Annotated in this window: 14 protein-coding genes; 7 read left to right on the forward strand and 7 right to left on the reverse strand. The window is 53.7% G+C overall.

Annotated elements, in window-relative coordinates; all coding sequences use genetic code 11:
- Nucleotides 1-143: 143 nt before the first annotated feature.
- The 5 genes from BLQ88_RS01170 to BLQ88_RS01190 all read left to right on the forward strand — a co-directional run bounded on the left by BLQ88_RS01170 (nt 144) and on the right by BLQ88_RS01190 (nt 9,237).
- Complete coding sequence (locus BLQ88_RS01170; protein ID WP_229212519.1) at nt 144-3,200, forward strand: SusC/RagA family TonB-linked outer membrane protein; 3,057 nt, start codon at nt 144-146, stop codon at nt 3,198-3,200.
- Between the two features lie 23 nt (nt 3,201-3,223).
- Nucleotides 3,224-4,894, forward strand: coding sequence for a RagB/SusD family nutrient uptake outer membrane protein (locus tag BLQ88_RS01175; RefSeq protein ID WP_090145892.1), 1,671 nt, complete (start codon nt 3,224-3,226; stop codon nt 4,892-4,894).
- A 42-nt stretch (nt 4,895-4,936) separates the two neighbouring features.
- Nucleotides 4,937-7,444, forward strand: a complete 2,508-nt coding sequence (locus BLQ88_RS01180) for a hypothetical protein (RefSeq protein ID WP_374754747.1) — start codon at nt 4,937-4,939, stop codon at nt 7,442-7,444.
- 50 nt (nt 7,445-7,494) lie between these two features.
- The gene (locus BLQ88_RS01185) at nt 7,495-8,073 is read left to right on the forward strand and encodes a Crp/Fnr family transcriptional regulator (RefSeq protein WP_090145894.1); all 579 of its coding nucleotides are present in this window, start codon (nt 7,495-7,497) and stop codon (nt 8,071-8,073) included.
- 90 nt (nt 8,074-8,163) lie between these two features.
- Complete coding sequence (locus tag BLQ88_RS01190; protein WP_090145896.1) at nt 8,164-9,237, forward strand: NAD(P)H-dependent flavin oxidoreductase; 1,074 nt, start codon at nt 8,164-8,166, stop codon at nt 9,235-9,237.
- 22 nt (nt 9,238-9,259) lie between these two features.
- On the opposite strand, the gene BLQ88_RS01195 is transcribed toward BLQ88_RS01190, so the two are convergent.
- The 4 genes from BLQ88_RS01195 to BLQ88_RS01210 all read right to left on the reverse strand — a co-directional run bounded on the left by BLQ88_RS01195 (nt 9,260) and on the right by BLQ88_RS01210 (nt 15,333).
- Complete coding sequence (locus tag BLQ88_RS01195; protein WP_090145899.1) at nt 9,260-9,910, reverse strand: HD domain-containing protein; 651 nt, start codon at nt 9,908-9,910, stop codon at nt 9,260-9,262.
- 69 nt (nt 9,911-9,979) lie between these two features.
- Nucleotides 9,980-10,840 carry a helix-turn-helix domain-containing protein gene (locus BLQ88_RS01200; RefSeq protein WP_090145901.1) on the reverse strand — a complete coding sequence of 287 codons (861 nt, stop codon included), beginning with the start codon at nt 10,838-10,840 and terminating at the stop codon, nt 9,980-9,982.
- Nucleotides 10,841-10,900: 60 nt separating this feature from the next.
- Nucleotides 10,901-14,443: an ABC transporter permease/M1 family aminopeptidase gene (locus BLQ88_RS01205; protein WP_143016771.1), complete on the reverse strand. Its 3,543-nt coding sequence runs from the start codon at nt 14,441-14,443 to the stop codon at nt 10,901-10,903.
- Entirely contained in the window at nt 14,437-15,333 is an 897-nt protein-coding gene (locus BLQ88_RS01210) for an ABC transporter ATP-binding protein (RefSeq protein ID WP_090146296.1), read from the reverse strand. The genes BLQ88_RS01205 and BLQ88_RS01210 overlap by 7 nt, the downstream gene beginning before the upstream one ends.
- Before the next feature lie 196 nt (nt 15,334-15,529).
- Here BLQ88_RS01210 and BLQ88_RS01215 point away from each other — a divergent pair, with 196 nt between their 5' ends.
- Both BLQ88_RS01215 and BLQ88_RS01220 read left to right on the forward strand, forming a co-directional pair.
- Nucleotides 15,530-17,020: a sensor histidine kinase gene (locus BLQ88_RS01215; RefSeq protein ID WP_176884852.1), complete on the forward strand. Its 1,491-nt coding sequence runs from the start codon at nt 15,530-15,532 to the stop codon at nt 17,018-17,020.
- Nucleotides 17,017-17,733: a LytR/AlgR family response regulator transcription factor gene (locus tag BLQ88_RS01220; RefSeq protein ID WP_090145907.1), complete on the forward strand. Its 717-nt coding sequence runs from the start codon at nt 17,017-17,019 to the stop codon at nt 17,731-17,733. Before BLQ88_RS01215 ends, BLQ88_RS01220 begins: the two co-directional genes overlap by 4 nt.
- A 25-nt stretch (nt 17,734-17,758) precedes the next feature.
- Here BLQ88_RS01220 and BLQ88_RS01225 read toward each other — a convergent pair whose 3' ends face one another.
- From BLQ88_RS01225 to BLQ88_RS01230, 3 genes are all read right to left on the reverse strand, one after another.
- Complete coding sequence (locus BLQ88_RS01225) at nt 17,759-20,002, reverse strand: tetratricopeptide repeat-containing sensor histidine kinase (protein ID WP_090145909.1); 2,244 nt, start codon at nt 20,000-20,002, stop codon at nt 17,759-17,761.
- 210 nt (nt 20,003-20,212) lie between these two features.
- Complete coding sequence (locus BLQ88_RS36630) at nt 20,213-20,389, reverse strand: hypothetical protein (RefSeq protein WP_176884855.1); 177 nt, start codon at nt 20,387-20,389, stop codon at nt 20,213-20,215.
- Between the two features lie 6 nt (nt 20,390-20,395).
- The gene (locus BLQ88_RS01230; RefSeq protein ID WP_090145912.1) at nt 20,396-21,403 is read right to left on the reverse strand and encodes a hypothetical protein; all 1,008 of its coding nucleotides are present in this window, start codon (nt 21,401-21,403) and stop codon (nt 20,396-20,398) included.
- Nucleotides 21,404-21,477 lie beyond the last annotated feature (74 nt).

Raw genomic sequence — 21,477 nt, forward strand, 5'->3', positions numbered from 1 at the left:
GGTTGTCCATAATTTTGGATAGCGAACTGGCTAAGCGCATTTGAAAATCTCCGTATTGTCCAATTTTATATTTGCTCACTCAAATTTTTGATCTGTGCCGTCGGAAGCTTCCGAAGGCATGAAACCCTAAATATTGGAAAAATATGCGACAAAAAATTCTACTAGGCTGCGCCTTGCTGTTTGCTTCCATGGGACCGCTGCTCGCGCAAATGCGGCAGCTTACCGGTAAAGTGACCGACGAAGGCGCAAAAGACCTGCCCGGCGTCAGCATCGTCGTTAAAGGCACCCAGCGCGGAACGGTCACGGACGCGAACGGCGATTACGCCATAGCATTACCGGACGGCGAATCCGTGACGCTTACATTCTCATTTGTAGGTTACCAAAGCCAGGACATCGCGCCCGGCGCGCAAACCAAACTGAACGTCACCCTGAAACAAAGCGACAATGCACTGTCGGAAGTAGTGGTGGTGGGTTATGGTACGCAGAAAAAGAAAGACCTTACCGGCGCTATCTCGTCGATTGGCGCACGGGATGTGGGCGGACGGCAGACGTTACAGGTCTCGGATGCATTGCAGGGCAGCGTGGCAGGCGTTTCGGTTACCCGCAGCAGCGGTGCGCCGGGCTCGGGGTCAAGCATTCTCATCCGGGGCATTACCACGATCGGTACCAACAGCCCGCTGGTGATCGTCGACGGCGTGCCGGTGGCAAGTATCGATAATGTGAACCCGGGCGACGTGGAGAACATCACAGTGCTGAAAGACGCGGCATCGGCGGCGATTTACGGTTCGCGTGGGGCGGCAGGCGTGATCCTGGTGACCACCAAACGTGCCAAAAGCGGGCAGGGGAGCCTCGAATACACGTACGAATACGGCGTGCAGCGCGCCACGGCCACACCCGAATACGTGGGCGTGCAGGACTACATGCGGTATTTCAATGAGCAGGCGGTTAACGACGGTGCCACTGCCGGGCCGTTCGGCGATGCCTACATTGCCTCCTACCTCGACAGCAACCGCGTAAATCCCGACGGTTTCCCGAATACCGACTGGCAGAAAGCGATGCTCACACGCAAAAGCGCACCGCGCCAGCGTCACGACCTGGTGTTCACGATGGGAACCGGGAAAATCAAAACGAAAGCGTCGTTGGGCTACGCGAGCTCCGGTGCGTTCTATGATAACCGTTCGTACGACCGTTACCTGTTCCGTGTGAATAATGATATGCAGGTGAATGATAAAATGAGCGTCAATTTCGATGTTTTCTACAAAAGGACGACGAATAAGGGCAATGGCAACGAGCTTCCGGGCAATACCTACAATCCCATTTACGAAGCGAGGGTCATGCCTCCGATTTATGACGACGTGTATGAAAACGGCCGGCTGGCCGTGGGTAAGGACGGCCGTAACCCGCTGGCACAGCTCCGCGAGGGCGGTTTTACCCGGCAATTGTATAACCAGCTGGGCGGCAGGATGCAGTTTAATTACAAGCCGGTAAATGGCCTTACACTCACTGCATTGGTGGCGCCGGTGTTTGATTTCGATAAAGCCAAATACTTCTCCAAACAGATCCGCTTCACCAACCCCGATGGTACCGTGGGCACGGTGGTGAACCAGGCGCGGACGGTACTGAACGAGGGCCGCTCCGAGGGAGTGACGATCAACGGACAGGTGCTTGTGAACTATGCCAGGGAATTCAATGCAAAGCATTCGATCGATATTCTGGCGGGTTTTGAGGAAAATTACCGCTCGCAGGAATCGTTGGGCGCATCGCGGAGCGGATTTGCATTGACGGGCTTCCCTTACCTCAATTCCGGCTCCACCGAGCTGCGCGATAACAACGGCAGTGCCAACGAATCGGGCCTGCATTCATTCTTCGGGCGGTTGCAGTACAATTTCAAAAGCAAATATTTTTTACAGGGAAACCTTCGTTCGGACCTTTCGTCGCGGTTTGCGTCGCAGTACCGGAAGGCCGTATACCCGTCGGTTTCTGCTGGCTGGACGATTTCTGAGGAGCAGTTTCTCAAAAGTACCGGCTGGCTTTCGTTCCTGAAACTCCGCGGGTCGTGGGGCGAGGCGGGCAATGAGCGACTGCTCGACAAGGATGGTAACCCGGCCTATTATCCCTACATGGCCACGATCGATTTTTCCACCGCATTGTTTTACCAGAATGGCGGCGTAGTACCCCTCACCGGCGGCGCGCAGCAGGTTTACGCGGTTGAGAATATCAGTTGGGAAACCAGCCGGACTGCCGATATCGGCCTCGACGCCTCATTTCTGAACGACCGGCTTACATTGGCGGCGGATTATTACAAAAAGACCACCACCAACATCCTGCTGCCGCTCGATATTCCGCTTTACCTCGGCTACGACAAGCCCAATCAAAACGCCGGAACGCTGAATGTGAAGGGCTGGGAGCTCGAACTCGGCTGGCGTGACCGCATTAACAAGCTGAATTATTCCGTTTCGGCCAACCTGTCCGATGCCAAATCAACCGTAGGAGATTTGAAAGGCACCGAATTCCGCGGCGATCAGATCGTGCGCAACGGCAGCCAGTACAACGAGTGGTTTGGATACATTTCAAACGGGTTATTCCAAACGGTGGACGAAATCAATGGAGCGCCGGTGCTGAATGTGACTACCAAACCCGGGGATGTCCGCTACGTGGATGTGAACCAGGACGGCAAGATTACGACCGACGACAAAGTGCTGCTCGGAGGCGCATTGCCGCGCTATCTGTACGGTGGTAACCTTCGGGCCGACTACGAGGGTTTCGATGCGGGCATTACGTTCCAGGGTGTAGCCAAAAAGCTGTCACGGCTTAGTTCCGAAGTGACACAGCCGTTCGCCGAAGCATTCGGCAATATGCCCGCTGAAATGGCAGGTAAGTTTTGGAGTGACAATAACACGCCCGATCAGAACCTGAAAGCGACTTATCCGAGACTTTCGCGCACTTCCAATGCCGCCAACTATGCGCTTTCGGACTACTGGCTGATGAGTGGCGCCTATTTCCGCCTGAAAAACGTCACATTGGGCTACACGTTGAAGGATGCACTGAAAAAGACCGGCGTGCAGTCGCTGCGGCTATACCTTTCGGCCAACGACGTGTTCTCACTCAGTAAGTTTCCCAAGTACCTCGACCCCGAATCGGGCAGCTATTCGTACCCGATCGTCGCCACTTTCATGGCCGGTGCCACCATCCGGTTTTAGAAACCTTTTTTGACTGACAAAACATGAAAAAAACTATATTCCTGATGCTCCTCGCCGGCGCGACGGGCTGCCACACCCTGGACCTGAACCCGCTTTCGGAAGCTTCCACCGGCACATTTTATTCCAACCAGACCGAGCTCGAACTCGCCGTGAACGACCTGTACCGGCTCGCATTCTGGGGCAACGACAACGAGCTGTTCAGCGACAACGAATGGCACCGCGGGCAACTCACCAATGCCGTGATCGGCGGAACGATGAATGCCGACGACGCCAATGTGCAGACGTTCTGGCTGAATTCTTACAAAGCTATCGCCCGGGTAAACTCGTTTTTGGCAAACAAAGAGCGGGCCGCTTCTAACACCCCGACCGCCGTGATCCTGCGCCTCGAAGCGGAAATGCGGCTGATACGTGCCTACCAGTATTCGCGACTGATCACGCATTTCGGCGACGTCCCGCTGCTGACCGAACCCGTTACGCTGGAAGAGTCGTACGGCGTGGCGCGCAGGAACCAGGCCGAAGTCCTGCAATTTGTTTTCGACGAACTCGATTTTGCCATTGCCAACCTGCCCGTTTCCTACGGAGCGGCGGAGGCTAAAAGGCTCACCAAAGGCGCCGCGCTGGCGATCAAGGCGCGTACGGCATTGTATACCGGTAAATGGGAGATCGCCCGTGATGCCTCGAAAGCGGTGATCGATCTCGGTGTATATGCATTGCACGGCAGCTATGCGCAGCTATTTCTGAAAGCGGGGGAAACGAGTAAGGAGATCATTGTCAGCGTGCCGCGCGATGAGAAGCAGCAGGTTTTCAACGGCGCGGGTTATGTGCAGGACAACATCTCGCGTAACGCGGGCGGGTTCGGTGCGCAGCTGCCCACGCGGGACATGATGGACGCCTACGAATGCACGGACGGCAAGCCGATCGACGAATCGCCGCTGTACGATCCCAAAGCGCCTTTCAAAAACCGCGACCCGCGCCTGACGGCGACCATCGTGGAGTTCAACACCCAATGGCTCGGCTACAATTACATGCCCCATCCGGATTCCCTAACAGTGTTCAGCTCGAAAGAAAACCGCCGTGTACCCAACAAAGACACCCGCGCCGTAGCCGCATTTGCGAGTTTTACAGGGTTACTTTGGAAAAAAGGCATCGACCAGACCTGGCCGGACCGCCTCGTGGAAGACAACGACGCCATCGTTGTCCGCTATGCCGAAATGCTCCTCACGTACGCAGAGGCCAAATTGGCGCTCGGAGAGATCGATGAAAGCGTTTTGAACAGTGTTAACCAGGTCCGGGCGAGGGCATACGGGGTAACAGCGGAGCAAACCAATGCATACCCTGCCATTACCAGTACCAATGCAGCCGCACTACGCAAAATACTCCGCCGGGAGCGCCGCGTGGAGTTCCCGCGCGAAGGCTTGCGGTATCTGGACCTTATCCGTTGGAAGCTTGCCGAAAAGGCATTATCGACCCCGGTAATCGGCCTGCCTGACCCCGCGACGCAAAACCGCGCCAAATGGCCGTTCCCGGGCGTAACGCCGCTCGACGACGACGGCCTGGCCGACTATTCAGGCTTCGGTACCGACGTGAAAACACTTTCGCAGCGCAGTTTCGACAAATCGCGGCAATACCTCTGGCCGATCCCTGCCGTAGAGCGGCGTGTGAACCCGGGCATTACACAGAATGCCGGATATTAATTTTATATTTTCCAGTTGATTATCAAATCTATGAGTCTTTCGATGAACAAAAATCGTATGTGGGCGTTCGTGGCCGGTTCCGTGATGTGTCTCGCCCAGCCGGTGAATGCGCAAACCCCCAAGCAGCCCTCATACAGCGGCATTTACCCGCATCTGGCCATGTACAACAATGAGGGAGAATGCGGCACGGGGGCGGTTGTGCCCTGGGCCGGCAAATTATGGGCGATTACCTACGGCCCGCATTTGCCGTTCGGTTCGTCTGACAAGCTGTACGAGATCGGTACCGACCTGAAACAGACGGTACGCCCCGAAAGTATTGGCGGTACGCCCGCCAACCGCATGATCCACCGCGAAAGCAATCAGCTTTTTATCGGGCCTTATGCTATCGATAGCCAGGGTAAAGTCCGCACGATTCCCTATAAAGGCAAGCCGGGATCGGATATGCCCGACATGTCCATGCCGGGCAGGCATACGGGTAATGCCCGCCACCTGACGAATCCAGCCGGGAAAATTCTTTACGGAACGATGGAAGAAGGTTTTTATGAAGTGGATGTAAAAACGCTGACGCCGAAAATGCTGTACGAGGACGGCAATATCGAACGCAACAAGGAAACGAATAAAGCCACTTACCAAACGAAAGGATTGCTCCCGGGCACGCACGGGAAAGGGTTTTACTCCGGCCAGGGTGTGGCGGTGTATTCCAATAATGGCGAACCCGGGCGGCAGGCTGAGATACAATTTGATATTGAATCGGGCTCGTTGTCGGAGTGGGACGGCAAGAACTGGAAGGTGGTACGCCGCAACCAGTTTGTGGAAGTAACCGGCCCGGGCGGGATTTATGGCAATGCTAACCCGGCTACCGACCCAATCTGGGCCACCGGCTGGGACCACAAATCGGTGCTGGTGGGTGTGCGCGACCATGGTAAATGGACGTTTTACCGCCTGCCCAAAGCCAGCCATGCCTACGACGGCGCCCACGGCTGGAATACCGAGTGGCCGCGCATACGCGACGTGGGTACGCCGCAGCAACCCGATTACCTGATGACCATGCACGGCATGTTCTGGAAATTTCCGGGCCAGTTCAATTCGGCAAACAGCGCCGGAATTCGCCCACGCTCGGCCTATCTGAAAGTAATCGGCGATTTTACCCGCTGGAAAGAAGGCCTCGTTTTCGGCTGTGACGATTCGGCCCAGCGCGAATTTCTGAACAAACGCAAAGCCAAGGGAGGCATAGAAGGTCCCGGACAATCCAATTCCAATCTTTGGTTTACACCTCTTAACCTGCCCGACCAGCTCGGCCCCAATTCCGCCGAGGGATCGGTGTGGCTGAATGAGGCCGTCAAAGCGGGGCAGAACTCGGAGCCGTTCCTGTTTGCAGGATGGGCGCACCGCTCGGTATGGATTCGCAACGAGGGCGATAGCGAAACGGGTTTTGTGTTGGAGGTAGACAAAAAAGGAAATGGCGCATGGTCGGTGCTGAAAACCTTGAAGGTCGGACCTGGAATGGCCTTGAATGCGGTATTCAGCAATGCTGAGTCGGGCGAATGGGTGCGTGTGCGTGCAGAAAAAGCGACCCGCGCAACGGTTCAGTTTACCTACACTTCCGACGACAAGCGTGTAAGTACGCCGAATGCGATTTTTGCGGGATTGAGCCGTGCAGATGCAGCGGCGAGCCACGGCGGGTTGCTGTACGGGCTGGGCGACAACCGGCGGGTACTGGGCATTGCGGCCATTGATTTTAACGGGGGCAAGCCAACCGGCACAGGTTACTATGAGCTCGACGGCAATATGCAGCTCACCCGCCGCGAAGACGCCAAAATGCATTCGTTTATCCAAACTAAATTTGCTGTTCCCAAGCAGGTCGTGACCCTTGATGCCTCGTCGGTGCTGGTGGTCGATGACAAAGGCCGCCGCTGGCGGTTGCCGCTGGGTAACGAGGCATTCACCGGCCTTACCAACCAGGCCGCATTGCGCATTTGCCGCGAGGTAGCCACCGAACGCGATCTTTTCAACTGCCACGGGACATTTTACGAGCTGCCGGCCGAGAATGCCGACGGTTATGCCAAAATCCGCCCGGTTTCGTCGCATAACCTCCGTATTCATGACTATGCATCTTACCGCGGCTTGCTCGTCATGACGGGTATCGATCCGAAATCCATGCAAAACGGCGGGCATATCATTGCTTCGGCGGATAAAAAGGCGGCGGTATGGGCCGGCGCGATCGACGATTTGTGGAAACTCGGCAAACCAACCGGCCACGGAGGCCCGTGGAAAGGCACGCAGGTGCAAGCAGGCGACCGTTCGGACGCATATCTGATTGGTTTTTATGACAAAAAAAGCCTGAAACTTTCGCACGACGCCAAACAGGCTGTGACCTTCACGCTCGAAGCCGATCCGGTTGGTAATGGTCCGTGGATGGCGTATAAAACGTTCACAGTGAAGCCTGGTGAAACTGTTTCATTCGTCTTTCCGAAAGATTTCTCGGCCCGGTGGGTGCGGTTCAAAACCGATAAGGCGTGCAAAGCAACGACCTGGCTCGATTATCAGTGAACCAAAATTTCGGGCAAACATTTATATTTCGGCATTGAAATATCCCCGCAATGGACGCCCGGCAAATCCTGAAAGAAAATATTACCAAAATCGTCGAGCTGACCGATGCGCAGCTCGACGATTTTTACGCTTGTTGCAGACGTGAGTCCTTTCGGAAAGGGCAGTTCCTGATCCGTGAAGGCGACGAGGTGACGCGGGAATATTTCGTGCTCAGCGGTTGCCTTAAAACCTATTTTCTGAACGACGAGCTGAAAATGACGATCCTGCAATTCGCCATGCCTACGTGGTGGGCATCGGATTACATGGCGCTGTATAACCATTGCAAAGCGGCGGTGAATGTGGATTGCGTGGCCAATGCGGAGGTTTTGTCGATCACGGCGGAAGACCGGGAAAGGATGTGCCATAAAATCGACGCGATCAACCATTTTTACCGCTGGCGCACCAACCGCGGCTATGCAGCCTCGCAGAAGCGGCTCCTGTCGCTCATGACCAACGACACGAAAAAGCGTTACGAAGACCTTCTGGTGCAATATCCGACGCTTTTCCAGCTCGTACCGAAGCACCTCATCGCCTCGTACCTGGGCGTGTCGCGCGAGACGCTGAGCCGGCTTTACCACGCCTCGCGCTAATGCAAAATGTGACATAGGTCACGCATTACCGATCGTTTTCTCTGCTTAATTTGCGCAGCGGGTTTCGCTTACTGCCCGCTAACCTGGATTATGTGGAACCAAACCAATGTTTCCCGCGTGCTGGGAATCGAATATCCGATACTGCAAGGCCCTTTCGGGGGCAATTTGTCATCTGTCAAACTCGTGTCGACAGTGTCGAACCTCGGTGGAATGGGCGGTTACGGCGCATATATGCTTGCGCCCGACGAGATCGTCGCATTGGACAAAGAGCTCAAACAAGCCACCACCAAACCCTACAATATCAACCTATGGGTCTCGGACAGCGATTTTCCGGCCGGGGAAGTTTCCGACGCGCAATTCGAAAAAGCCGCCGCGCTGGTGAAGCCGTTTTTTGATGAACTGGGCGCACCGCTACCGGCAAAACCCAAAGCATATCCTTCGCGTTTCGAGAATCAGGTCGAAGCATTGCTGACCGCCAAACCCGCGGTTTTCAGCTTTATTTTCGGTCTGCCTTCGCAAACGATCCTGGAAGATTTTCGTAAAAAAGGCATTAAACTGATCGGCAACGCGACCACGCTCGACGAAGCCATCGCATTGGACAATGCGGGCGTGGATGTGATCATAGCCTCCGGATTTGAAGCGGGCGGGCACAGGCCGTCGTTCCTCGAATCACCGGAAGCGTCGCTGACGGGCACATTCGTTCTCGTGCAGCAAATCCGCGAGAAAGTAAAAACGCCCGTGGTAGCCGCCGGAGGCATTGCCGACGCCCGGGGCGTAGCAGCCGCCTTCGCGCTCGGCGCCGATGGTGTGCAGATCGGCACCGCGTTCCTCGCCACCGAAGAATCCGGTGCATCCGCCTATCACCGCAACCTCCTGCATTCCGACGCTGCACGGTATACGACGCTCACAAAAGTTTCGACGGGCCGCCTCGGCCGGGGTATCCGCAGCCGCTACACCGAAACCATTGCAGGCCGCAACGACGAACTGCTGCCGTTCCCATTGCAAAACCAGTTTATCGTACCGCTCCGCAAAGCGGCCACGGAGCAGCAGCAATACGACCTGATCATGTTCTGGGGAGGCCAGATCGCGCCGGTATTGAAGCATACCAGCGCGAAAAAGCTGTTTGAAACGATCGTCGAAGAAGTGCCGGCATTTTTGAAATAATCACTCCATTTCAAATGCCCGGCTACTCGCTCCACGGCGAATGTAAAATGCCGTCGCAGAAGTTCTTGCGTTCGAAATTGGGGATCATATAGGCGCATACGTCGGCTTTGATGTTGCCGAATGTCGTATCCGTTTTGTGCGCGAAGCCTGAGAAAAAGGTCGGTATGATCTTGTTTTTGAAGTCGTTACGCGGAAATGCGGTGACGATCGCCTCGCGATCGGCGGTACTGAGGTGTTCGTAGCCTTCGCCCATTACATCCAACCCCACACCGGAGTAGAGCAACGCGACCTCCGGCTCCTTGTATTTGGCCACGCCGATGGTGGTGTGCAATGCAATGGCGTCCCAAACGAGCTGCATAGATTCTTTGGGTAAGCCGTTGCTTTTCAGGAAGTCGCGGGCGGCATTGGCGCCGTCGACCTCGAAACGCTTGTCGGGGCTGCTGTAATGGGGCACCAGGCCCAGGTCGTGGAAAACGGCGCTGATATAAAGCAATTCAGGGTCGTATACCCGTTTTTCGCGGTTGCCGTTCAGCGAGGCGAACAGGAACACGCGCAATGAATGGTTATAAATAAACTCGGTACCGTGTTCGAGGAGCAGGTCGGTGGCGTCGTTGGCCAGCTTGCTATCGGGTATGCGGATGCCCGCGATGGTGTGCAATGCGTTGACAGACATAATTTTGTGTTTTTTGTTTTGACAAAATTAGGTCCGTGCGCCGTGCCGGGGAATGTCAGATTCTACGGATCACCTGCCAAAATTGACGAACCGGGTGCGGTAATCCTGGGGCGACATCATCGCATTCTTCTTGAAAAAATGGCTGAACTGCTCCGGCGTGCTGAAATGCAGGTGATAAGCGATTTCCTTCACCGGCTGCGACGAAAACTGCAACGAGCGTTTCGCCTCCGCCACAAGCTGCCCGTTGATGATCTCCTTCGCGCCCTTGCCCGCGCAGCGTTTGCAAATGTCGGAAAGCCGCCGGGCCGGAATGTTCAGCTCCCGGGCATATTCCGCTACCTCGTGCATTTCGCGGTATTTCCGGCTGACGAGCTCGATAAAGCCGCGGTAAAGCTGCTTTTCGTGGTTATCGAAGCCCGCGCCCGCTTCCGCATTGATGTTCGCAATCTTGATCATGATGATTTTCAGATAGGCCGCCAGCGCGTCGATTTTGTTGACATAATCTTTTGTCTCAAACTCCTTTTGCAAGGATTCGAACAGAAATGTGAGTTCCGCAAAAGAGGCGTCGCTTACCGGTAACATTTGATTTTCCGCCGCATTATTAAACAAAACAGCCTTGCAGTTGCTTGCGCTATCCGGCGCTTTTTCCCAGAAACAGTCCCCGAAATTCAGCTCATAACCCGTAAGTATGCACTCTTCCGGTAAGCGACAAAGTTGCCCTTTCGAGAGCAGGAACAGCGTTTTTCCAGTTAGGTCAAACCGCACGTCGTCGATTTCGATCACACCCGACCCTTCCTGTACAAACAGTATGCGATGGTACGCCAGGCGCTGGTACGACGGGTGGACGGGAATGCGCGGATTCCTTTCGTTTTGCGTAAAATGGCTGACGCGAAATGAGTCTTTAATGTCCTTCTCAAATACAAGTTCCATACAATGCAGGGTGAGGATAAAATGGAAAGACGAATATGCCTTTCAAAGTTCCGCCCGGCTTCACTTTAATACTGCCACATTGTTATGATCGCTCACGTCGAGCATGTAAGCCAGCGGATCGAGCATTACGGTAACCGCACGGCGCGGTACCACGATGTGGATTACCGAACGGTTTTGGGTGAAATGGTGCCGTTGCAGGTAAATCGGGGTTTGAATGCCGATATCAGATGCTACTTCCCGATCGAAAACTGCGATATCGATAGCATCGTCGGGCATCATCGGTACGGGTTTGCCCGAGGTTTCGCCGGTTTTCCGGACATTAACTTCCAATGCAAGCGCGCGGCTACCGTTGTGTAACGGTTTGTCTGACAGTATCTTAATGTCATTATCGAATACAATTACCTTTTCAAAAAGCTCGTCGATCAACCGAACCTGGGCTGCATTTGCGCCTTGTTTCAATGCCTCTATCAAATCGGCGGGACGGGGCTTTTGCAATGGGTAGCCGTGATTTGCAACCAGTTCATGCAGCGCGCGCGAGAGATGTGCTTCTCCCAAAACCTCTTTCAGACGGTACAGCGCCAATCCGCCCTTTTGGTAATGCACGAAAGTCTGTTCGGTGGTTTTCCAAAGCGGCGTTTCCAGCTCCCCGGCGGCGGCGCGGTAGGCGAAATAGAGTTGCGAATCTTTCACGTGGTAAGGCCGCAGGTACATTTTGCCAAACCGTTTTTCGGTTACCACCGCCTCGGTATATTTTGCAAGCGACTCGGAAAGTACTGCCTGGCCGGGGCCTGCCGGAGCGTTCACCTTTCCGGCCCACCATTGATGGGCCGTTTCGTGGGCGGTAGTGGCGTAGGTGAAGTGAAAACCGGTGCTATCGCTGAAATTGCTCCTGAAATTGGCACGTTCCTGGCTGAAAATGACACCCGGATAAGCCGTCGCGGAGCCGGGGTAATGCGGAATTTCGGCCAATGTGAGCATGCGATGCTGATAAGGCCCGAAATTCGTGCTGCTGTAATCCATGGCGTCTTTCATGGCCTGTACCATCGCGGGAACATTCTGTGGATGGCCGGGATAATGGTAAATCCGGAACGTCGTGCCCTTGTACTGCTCCGTTTTCAATGCATAACGGGCGGAACTCAATGCAAGCATATAGGGTACCGGTTGCCCGGACCGGTATTGAAAATACTTTCTTCCTGCGTTTTCCCAGCTTTTAACTAATGTGCCGGTCGTGACAACCTGCTGGTCGGTTTCGGTGGAGATAATGTTCTGAAAATGAATAAAATGGTAAGCCCGGTCGGATGATGATGTGGCACGGCGGGGCGGCAGGCCATTTTGCCCCCGCTGCTCCGGATCTTCGATTTCGTAGGCGGCCCGGTACCCGAAATGCGGGAGGTATTTTTCCAGTTCGATGTAAGAGCCATTCGTTGCAACGGAGTTTTCACTATTGAATACTTTAAATACCGACCGGTCGGCGCGAATGGAGAAATGGATGGTCGTTTCGGCTCCCGGCATCAGCGGTTGGCGGCGCTCAAACGCATACTGCCCGAAGGTTTCGTCCGACGACACGCGTGCGGCGCCTTCGGAGTGCATTGCTACCAGTTCAATGTCCGGGTCGGTACCGATCCTAAGGCGTGTAATTGGTTGTTTCGATTCATTTTTAACCTTCAAAACGCCCTTAACCGTGTAATAATGATCCGCAGGGAAAAGATCGGTATGCAGGTCAACAGCGGTAACCAGCGGCTGGGGCAGGTTTTCAAGCGGCTTGTATTTCCGTTCGTACCGCGCCTGCCAATCCGTATCGGTAGCACTGGTGCGGTTAAGCGCCGAATGCCCTGTTTTGTATTGAATGTAAAAACCTGCTGCGGTTGCCGATAAGGCGCAAAGCGCGATAAAAGCTGTGGTTCGCGTGACGCGCGTTATGCGCTCACGTATGCGCTTGTGTAAGTACCCGCACGCATTACCCGGCCACATGCGCGTCACCGCGCCCGCGAGTGCCAGCGCGATGAATGCCCAATAAAGCATATAACCGTTAAACGCCAGGCCGCTGTGTCCAAAACCGTCGAAATCGGAGTAGCGCAGGCGCGGGGTGGTAGCGAAGCGTGCGAGGTTACTGTCGAGGCCAAATTTTCTGCCAAAAATGAAAAGGCCGATGACCAGTCCGCTGAGGAGCATTCCCAGGTATTTGTTCGGTATGGCGGTCTGGATGAAGAGGATCAATACGGCATAGAGCACGAGCGGCAGGCCAGCGTAATAGTAGAGCGACAAATAAGTGCTCCATTCAAAAGTCCCGAAGCCGGAAAACCATTGAACAGCCACGCCGACGGCCATGTGCACGGTCATAAGGGCAAAGATCCAGACGATCAGTGCGAGCGATTTGGCCATGGCAAACACCGCCGTCGAAACCGGCGTGGCGAAAATAAGCGGCTGGATCCCCGTTGTTTTTTCCCGGTGGATCAATTCGGACGCATAATAAATGATCAGCAGCAATGCCGGGCGGACGGCTACAAGCTGCTCGGTCAGGATACCGCTGGTGGCGTAACTCCGCACCCCGTACGGACCGTTGGAAAGGTTTTCAAACAGCTCCACAGCATTGAAGAACACCCATAATGCGAAGATCAGGGTCGTTACAACCGGGCCAAAGAGCGTCCTGGTTTCCAGTTGCATTACCCGTAAAAAGGCTTGCACGTGGTAGTTTCGGTTATTAATGCGGGCGTTTACCGTCCGGTATGGAACAGTGGACGCGGTTTGAGCGGTTGCTATGCGGCTTGTCTTGCTTTCTTTCTCCGTTAAAGTTCTGAATCTGAATCGGCGATAGGCCAGTCCGAGCATTACCAGTGAGATGCCGGTCCATATTACGCGGTTGGCAATGAACATAGGTGTTATAGGAAATACCTCGCTGTTGCGCCGCCAGACGGGCCAGTTCATCGTTTCTCCGAAAAACGCCGTCAATCCAAACGGATCGATAAGCACCGAAAACCAGCCCGGGCCACCAGCTGCCGGAACGGAGCCGGCCATTACGGGCGAGTTACCCAGAACGGAGGCCGTGAAATAGATGATGAACATCAAAACACCCGCGGTGTACACCAGCCGGGCATTGCGCGTGAGCATGGCCGTCGCAAATACGATGCTGCAACAAAACACGACACCCGGAAGACCGAAAGCTAGTAGTGGCGCCAGGTAATGTAAAAAATGGAAAGGCCCAAGGCGCTCGGGCGGGGCGATGAACGTAACCATCGCCCCGCCGACAGACGCAAAGCACATTACCAGAAAAACAGCGAAAACCAGCCCGACAAGCCGGATAATGAAATAGGGACGACGGCGAATGCTGGTGGTGAAAATCAGCGGCTCCATCCCGTGCTGGGAGTCACGCAGTACCACCGCCGCGCAGGCCAGCGTGCTCACGAAGATGGTGAACAGCGTAAGCAGGCAAATGATGAAATTGATCACATGCGGTGCATTCCGGTGTATTTCTTCACCGCCATAGTTACCAAACGGCATGATTATGCCCAGCGCCAGGAACAGCAATGCGGCAATGCGAAAGGTGATTTGCCGGAAATGATAGCCCATTTCGAAGCGTACCAAATCGAGATGAGTAGCTAGCATGGCAATACCTCCTTTCTGCCCGTGCCTGCGAGCGTAGCAAAATAAACGTCTTCCAGCCCCGGATCGAATGCGTGGAAACCCGCGCCCGGCCGCGCTCCCGCCAGCACGTGTACCTGAATGCGCCCCGCGACCCTGCGCGTGGAGATCACCTGCATGGCTGTTTGCAACCCGGCCAATTCCGAAGGCGTGACGGTTTTGCGCCAAAGCTGCCCTTTTAGTGAATGGGTGAGTATTTCGGGCTTGCCTTCGAGGATTACCCGGCCTGCCGCCAGCACAGCCATTTGCGGGCAAAGGTCGTGCACATCGTCGACGATGTGGGTCGAGAGTATCACCACGATCTGCTCGCCGATTTCGCTCAGCAGGTCGTGGAACCGGTGGCGTTCGGTGGGGTCGAGACCGGCCGTCGGCTCGTCGACGATCACCAGTTGCGGATTGCCGAGCAATGCCTGTGCAATGCCGAACCGCTGGCGCATTCCGCCGGAAAAGGTGCTCACGGCCTGTCGGCGGTGCTGGTACAGGTTGGTTTTTTGCAAAAGGGCAGTTACCTGCTCGCGTCTTTCGGGCTGATGGGTCAAACCTTTCAGTACGGCCAGGTGATCGAGCAAATGTTCGGCGGAGATGCCCGGATATACACCGAAATCCTGCGGCAGGTAACCCAGTTTGCTCCTGAGCCCGGTGGTTTCGCGGGTAATGTCCTGTCCGTCGAAAGTAATGAGTCCGCTGTCGGGCGGGGTGAGTGTGGCGAGGATGCGCATGAAGGTGGATTTGCCCGCGCCGTTCGGGCCGAGCAGCCCGAACATTCCATTGGGTATGTCGAGCGAAACGCCGTCGAGGGCGCGGATGCCGTTGGGGTAAGTTTTGGAAAGTCCCTGAATCTTTAATCGTTGCATGGCTTGGCTATTGAAGTTCATGCCTCAAAGTTGCATGCCATTCAAAATGCAATCAATTAATAATGAGCAAGGTAATGCCGGCGATGACGAAGGCGTTTGTCAGCCGGATTTCCTGCCTTTTTTACCAATATCACCAAAATCGCGACGGTCGTCATTAATTTTTGATGGCAAGCGTCCGGTGCGGTTTATTTGCGTTATGGAGGTAACAGGAAAAATAACCGACGCGCTGACCCGCCGCAGGGACACCTGGCTGTATGCGGGGCTGCTCTGCTGGGTTTCGATCGGATTTACGATCGGCCGGGATGCGCTTTGGGAGGCTTATTTTCAATCGTTGCTGAGCTTGGCCGGATTGTGGTCACCTGTGCTCGCGGTTACGTGGGCGCGCGAGGGAAGCGGGGCAGGGCGCTTTGCGGGGCGCAACCGCCGTTCCTGGTTTGCGTGCTTTTTGGGTTACTTGCCTTTGCTACTGGCCGTTTCCGGGGCATCGATGAGCACCGGCGCGCTGTTCTGGCCGGTGGTTTTTACGGGCGGGCTTTGCATTGCAGCGCTGGAATGTATTCTGGTGGCGGAAAGCCAGTTTATGGGCCAGTTGTACCAGGTCAAATGGGTGCGGAGACTGAGCCTGGAAAAGGCGGTGTTGATCAGTATCACGGGGCTTGCATTGCTGCTGGGCGCGATGGCGGTGTCGAGCCTTGACAATCCGGCCTACCATTCCGGTAAGCAACTGCTTATTGGTTTCGAAATAGATCCCTTTAAAATCCTTGCCCGGTTCCCTACATTTATCACCTTTTCCCTGCAACTTCTGCTGATGTACCTGGCCGGGTATTTTTTCTTTTACATCAATAGCCGCTGGCTGGTCCCACGCATTCTCAGGGAGCGCGGTATTCTCTACTATATCCTTTGTTCGGCTGCGCTGATCGGCATTTTTTATCCATTTTGGGGGCAGTTGCTGGCTAGTTTGCCGCTCAGCAAGGTGCTGGGCGGTGTATTTTCTGCTAGTCCGTTCGTAGCGGAAAATGCATTCGGCGTAATGTTAGTACTGGCGGTAAGTCTTCCTGTGCTTTTAGCGATTCAATGGGCGAGGCAAAACAGCCTGATTACTGCCCTGCAACACGAGAAGTCCGTAGCCGAGCTCGATCTTTTGAAACAGCAACTGAACCCGCATTTCTTTTTTAATACCCTTAATAACCTTTATGCATTGAGCCTGCAACGCTCCGAGCAGACTCCTGAGAGCATTTTACAGCTTTCGGAGCTGATGCGATATGTGATTTACAAAGCAAAGGAACCGCTTGTCAAAGTGGGCGACGAAGTCAGGTACTTAAAAGACTACCTGCAATTGCAGAAGATCCGACTGAAAAGGAACCTTGATTTACAATTTGAAGAAGAAATAGAAGACGGCACGGCACTGATCGCCCCGCTGCTGCTGATCGTGTTCGTCGAGAATGCATTCAAGCACGGCGTTGAAAACACGGAAGGGGATGCGCTCCTGAGTATTCACCTTAAAGCCGACCAGCATTCGCTTCGTTTTGTTTGTGAAAATTCATTCGAACCGGCGCCGGATGCGCATAACGGCATTGGATTGACTAATTTGCGGAAACGGCTGGCATTGCTCTACCCCGGAAAGCACCGGTTGATCACTGGATCTGACAATGGAGTATTTACCGCCAGCCTGGAAATAGATCTATGAAGTTACGCTGCCTGATTGTCGACGACGAACCGCTGGCCCATGATGTGATCCTGCGGTACCTGGAAGATATTCCGTTCCTGGAAAATGCGGGCCAATGCTACCTCGCCACGGAGGCATTCGCGTTTCTCAACCACCACGCGGTCGACCTCATATTCCTGGACATCCGCATGCCTAAGCTCAATGGGCTCGATTTCCTGCGTACGCTCGACCAGCGGCCGCTGGTTGTGATCACGTCGGCTTACGAGGAGCACGCGCTGGAAAGTTTCGAACTGGAAGTGGTGGATTACCTGCTGAAACCCTTCCGTTTCGACCGGTTCCTGAAAGCCGCGAACCGCGCATTGGAGCAGCATACTTTGCGCAGGCAGGCGGTTATCGCACCTGTGATAGCCCCGGCGCAGCACGAGCAGGAGCCGTTGTATATCAAATCCGACAAAAAGCTCGTCCAGATGCAGCTCGACGACGTGTATTACCTTGAAAGCCTGGGTAATTACGTAAAAGTATGGGGCCGCGACCAGTTTTTGCTCACGCAGCGCACGCTCGGGAGTTTTGAAGAGCAGTTGCCGGCCGATGCGTTCATCCGCATTCACAAATCATTCATTTTGAACAAAAAATTCGTGCATTACATCGAGGGTAATATGATCCGGCTGCGCAACGGAAAGGTGCTGCCGCTTGGTAAAATATTTAAGCACGTGATCAAACTGTTTCCGGGCTGATCGTCGAAGAACCGCAACAGCTATTTTAAACCTCTAACACCTCAGGCCCTAATACCAGGCGAATTGTAGTGCCTTGTTGTTTTTCAATTGTAAAGTCGGCATTGATGTCGCCACTCAGCCCAGCCATTAGCTTCATGCCCAGGGAGTTCATGTTTCGCGGGTTCAAATCTTCCGGCATTCCAACTCCGTCGTCGGATACGGATAAATGGATATTCCCGGCTTCATCTTCTTTCATTGAAATAGTGATCCTTCCCTCGTCGCGGTCCGGGAAGGCGTATTTCAATGCATTGGTAATCGCTTCATTGAGAATGAGTGCCAGCGGTATCGCCTTGGCAACCCTTAGTTCAACGGGGTCGAGATCCAACTCGAAGCGTATGGCTTTATTCCCGGCAAAACTATCCTGAAGATAATCCACCAGCTCTTTGAGGTACAGGTTCATTTTAACGATCCTGACATCATCCGACTGGTAAAGTTTCTGGTGGATCAACGACATCGCGAAAACCCGCCGCTGGCTGTTTCTGATCACGGTCACTACACTTTGACCGGGATGCGCAAGCTGCATTTCCAGCAAACCCATTACCGTCTGAAGGTTGTTTTTGACCCGGTGGTGTACTTCCTTCAGGAGCCATTCCTTTTCCTCGACGAGGTCCAGCAAAGCGCTGTTTTTCTGACTGATATCGATTTGCTGCAACGTCAGCGTCTCATTGTTTCGCTGCTTGATGCGGTATTGATTGTAAATAAGGCCTGAAAGCAGCAAAAGCATAAACGCCCCGCCGATCGTAAAGTTTCGTTCCAATTCTTTCTGGCGGATACTGGCCTGCTGGATTGCGTTCTGCCGGTTGAGCAATGCGATATTCTGCTCTTTTTCCTTACTGTCGTACTGGATCTGTAAAGTAGCGATTTTGCTGCTTTTGGCATCGTTGAAAATCGAATCGCTCAGCAGTTTAAACTGTTGCTGATGCCTGATAGCACTCAGATAATTCCCTTGTGCCGAGTCTACTTTAAAAAGCATCGCATGGAGTTGGGATACGAGCCTGACCGTGCCATTCCGGTGGTTAATGTGCAATGCCTCACTGAGATAGTATTTGGCTTTATCATATTCCTTGATGGTCAGATAGTAATTGCCGATGTCCTTATAGACTTCCACAAAGTCGATGTCTTCGTTTTTGATGCTTTTCAGGAGCGAAATAATCGTCAGATACCTTCGTTCCGCCTGCCGGTAGTCCTTCAAGCCCATATAGCAATGGCCATATGTTTTGGCCACCGTTAACTTCGCAAATATGTTGTTGGGAGGATATTTTTTAACAAGGTCATTGTAAAATGCAATCGCTTCTCTTGCCTGGCCCATATTTACCATACCTCTGCATATTCCATTGCCGGTACTCAGCACCATCATCGTTTCATTCTGGCTGGCAAAATGATTCAGGGCTTTTTCGAGGTAACGTATCCCTGGCTTCCATTGGCCTAGGTCGTAATATGCGGTGGCGAGTTTTGAATAAAAGAAACCAATAAAAACCGTATCCCCGGCTGCTTGCGCGGTTTCGATGGCAGCGTGTCCGTATTTGATCGATTCCTGGTAATTACCCATGGAATTACTCACTTCGGTCAACATGTTGTAGGTGAGATGCAACGGGCCGTTTATCGAGCGGAAGAGTGCGAGGACATCCACAAACTCCCGGAGTGATTGCGCGTAATTTCCCTGTTTATAATGGATATCGGCCACCCTGCCCAGCATATCGATTTGAGATTCCCGGTCACCGGCTTTCTCAAAGAGGACCTTTGCTTGCTGAAAACACCTCATTTTCTCGACTAGCCCTTTCGCATCCTGCGGGTAAGTTTCGCCAAGATAAAACCAGGCTATCGCCAAAAGATGCGTTTCGCCCATGGATGCACTTAACCCGATGGCCTTTTTGGTGAGTCGCACGCCCCGGGGACGGTCGCCGGTTTCTGAAAACAGGATACTCCATGTCAGTAAGGTCATTATCTGGCCTTTTTTGTAACCCAGCTGGTTGCTCAGCGCGAGCGCGGAAACGAGATGGGTACTTGCACTGTCCATGTCGGCCTGCTCTTCACCCGGTTTGTATATATAAAAGGTGGAGAGCTTCAACATCAGGATGACTTTGCTGGTATCCGCGCTCGTATACGGAAGTACACGGGCGGCACTGTCGGCAAAAGACCTGGTAAGGCGGGGAAAGAGAAATGACGCTTTTACTTCGAAATGGCAAGCTGAGAGGAGCAGTGAGATAGCGATGTAGCAAGACCTGCTCATGACAGCCGGATTAAAGTATAATTGATCAGATATGAAGGCATCTAAATCTTTTTTATACTTGGCAGACCGAATAAAATTCGCAAATTCCGTGAAAGATTTATACAGTCTCCTGCATTATAGAAGACTGCCCTCCGGCTCGGGAAAGCAGTCCGATGGCGATCAAACGCATGTGTCTATACGGCGACTTTTTGTATACATAAGCAATTGTCATTATCCCAGGCAATCGAGAAGCATATCGGCCATTCTGATCGCTTCGCTGGGGTAGGCGAGGCCCCGGACGGTGATGATGCTGCATTCGTTTTGAGCGATTTCCTTGGCGAGGTTCTCGGGCAGATTTGCATCGTTTTCCAATGGATCCGAATCGATGCGTTCGGTAGGAATGTCCATTTAGAGTTATTGATAAAGATGCATCGTATCCGGCCTTTCCAGGTCGTCGATCCATTGGTCAATGTAAGCCAGCAGGTTCTGTTGGTCCAGGCGCTCGCATTGCTGTCCGAAGCTGCCGAAAACGACAAGTCCGAAGGCAACGCAATGGGCGATCTCCAATTGAAGCAGCAAGCTCATGCTGAAACCGGCAATGAAGTTTTGACGGGCGTCCGTCGCCAGTTCGAGGACAGGCGCAGCCCGCATCCGCGCCAGGGTGAACTGTTGCTGATTACTATACAAAACCGCCTTGCTGGCGGAATACACGAGCAAGCGCGTGACGTTCAGGGTGCGGTAAATGGAAATGCATTTCCGGTTCAGATCGCCCGCATCTTCACTTTCAGGGCCCGCGTCCGCCTGGATTCCGTTCAGGACTTTCCACAGCTTGACAGTCTCGCCCTCGTCCAGGGCAAATGTGACCTTGCTATACAAAGAAAAGTCACTGATGATGTCGAGCACTTCATCCACCTGAAAGGACAGCCTGTTCTCCGGATTACCGAGGTAAAAGATAAATTCGAGATCTTTTTTGTTGATCGGCTTGATAACGTCGTAAAGCAACCCGCTCCACAGGTCGGAGGCACCCACCAGGCTCGACCAATTGTCGAATGCAACAGTGCGGCTGCGGCGAAACAGCGCCCGCAACTCGGCAATTATCGCATTATTTCTAACGAATATCCAGGGGTATCGTTCGCTGGCGATGTTGGTCGTATCGATCTGCATATCAGCCAGTGGGGTGAGGTCATGCGGACTGTCGAGGGTGATACTTCGGATACCTAAAAACTGCAATAAACCGGGAAGGGCGACTTCATTGATGCCGAACGAGCTCATGTCGAGTACCGACGCCGGACGATCGCCGTGATGGGCCGATGTTTCGCGGCTCAGATATACGGTTTGCGAAGCGTCGTAGGCCTGTATTCTCGACCGCAAGTCTGTCAGAATGGGCCTTGCATTTACCATTTCAAAGCTTGATGTTTTCATTGTTTCGAGTGATTTGCCGGTTTTGAAAATTCGGTCGCCCGTTCGCACGTGTACGGATAAACGTGGTCGGGCGG

The organism is Dyadobacter soli, from assembly GCF_900101885.1.
Lineage (GTDB): Bacteria > Bacteroidota > Bacteroidia > Cytophagales > Spirosomataceae > Dyadobacter > Dyadobacter soli.

What these genes read in the sequence shown, in the direction of transcription:
- BLQ88_RS01200 (WP_090145901.1), bottom strand. Translation starts at nt 10,840, where the DNA reads ATGGAACTTGTATTTGAGAAGGACATTAAAGACTCATTTCGCGTCAGC.
- BLQ88_RS36630 (WP_176884855.1), bottom strand. Translation starts at nt 20,389, where the DNA reads ATGGACATTCCTACCGAACGCATCGATTCGGATCCATTGGAAAACGAT.
- BLQ88_RS01220 (WP_090145907.1), top strand. Translation starts at nt 17,017, where the DNA reads ATGAAGTTACGCTGCCTGATTGTCGACGACGAACCGCTGGCCCATGAT.
- BLQ88_RS01190 (WP_090145896.1), top strand. Translation starts at nt 8,164, where the DNA reads ATGTGGAACCAAACCAATGTTTCCCGCGTGCTGGGAATCGAATATCCG.
- BLQ88_RS01205 (WP_143016771.1), bottom strand. Translation starts at nt 14,443, where the DNA reads ATGCTAGCTACTCATCTCGATTTGGTACGCTTCGAAATGGGCTATCAT.
- BLQ88_RS01185 (WP_090145894.1), top strand. Translation starts at nt 7,495, where the DNA reads ATGGACGCCCGGCAAATCCTGAAAGAAAATATTACCAAAATCGTCGAG.
- BLQ88_RS01210 (WP_090146296.1), bottom strand. Translation starts at nt 15,333, where the DNA reads ATGCAACGATTAAAGATTCAGGGACTTTCCAAAACTTACCCCAACGGC.
- BLQ88_RS01170 (WP_229212519.1), top strand. Translation starts at nt 144, where the DNA reads ATGCGACAAAAAATTCTACTAGGCTGCGCCTTGCTGTTTGCTTCCATG.
- BLQ88_RS01225 (WP_090145909.1), bottom strand. Translation starts at nt 20,002, where the DNA reads ATGAGCAGGTCTTGCTACATCGCTATCTCACTGCTCCTCTCAGCTTGC.
- BLQ88_RS01230 (WP_090145912.1), bottom strand. Translation starts at nt 21,403, where the DNA reads ATGAAAACATCAAGCTTTGAAATGGTAAATGCAAGGCCCATTCTGACA.
- BLQ88_RS01180 (WP_374754747.1), top strand. Translation starts at nt 4,937, where the DNA reads ATGAACAAAAATCGTATGTGGGCGTTCGTGGCCGGTTCCGTGATGTGT.
- BLQ88_RS01215 (WP_176884852.1), top strand. Translation starts at nt 15,530, where the DNA reads ATGGAGGTAACAGGAAAAATAACCGACGCGCTGACCCGCCGCAGGGAC.
- BLQ88_RS01195 (WP_090145899.1), bottom strand. Translation starts at nt 9,910, where the DNA reads ATGTCTGTCAACGCATTGCACACCATCGCGGGCATCCGCATACCCGAT.
- BLQ88_RS01175 (WP_090145892.1), top strand. Translation starts at nt 3,224, where the DNA reads ATGAAAAAAACTATATTCCTGATGCTCCTCGCCGGCGCGACGGGCTGC.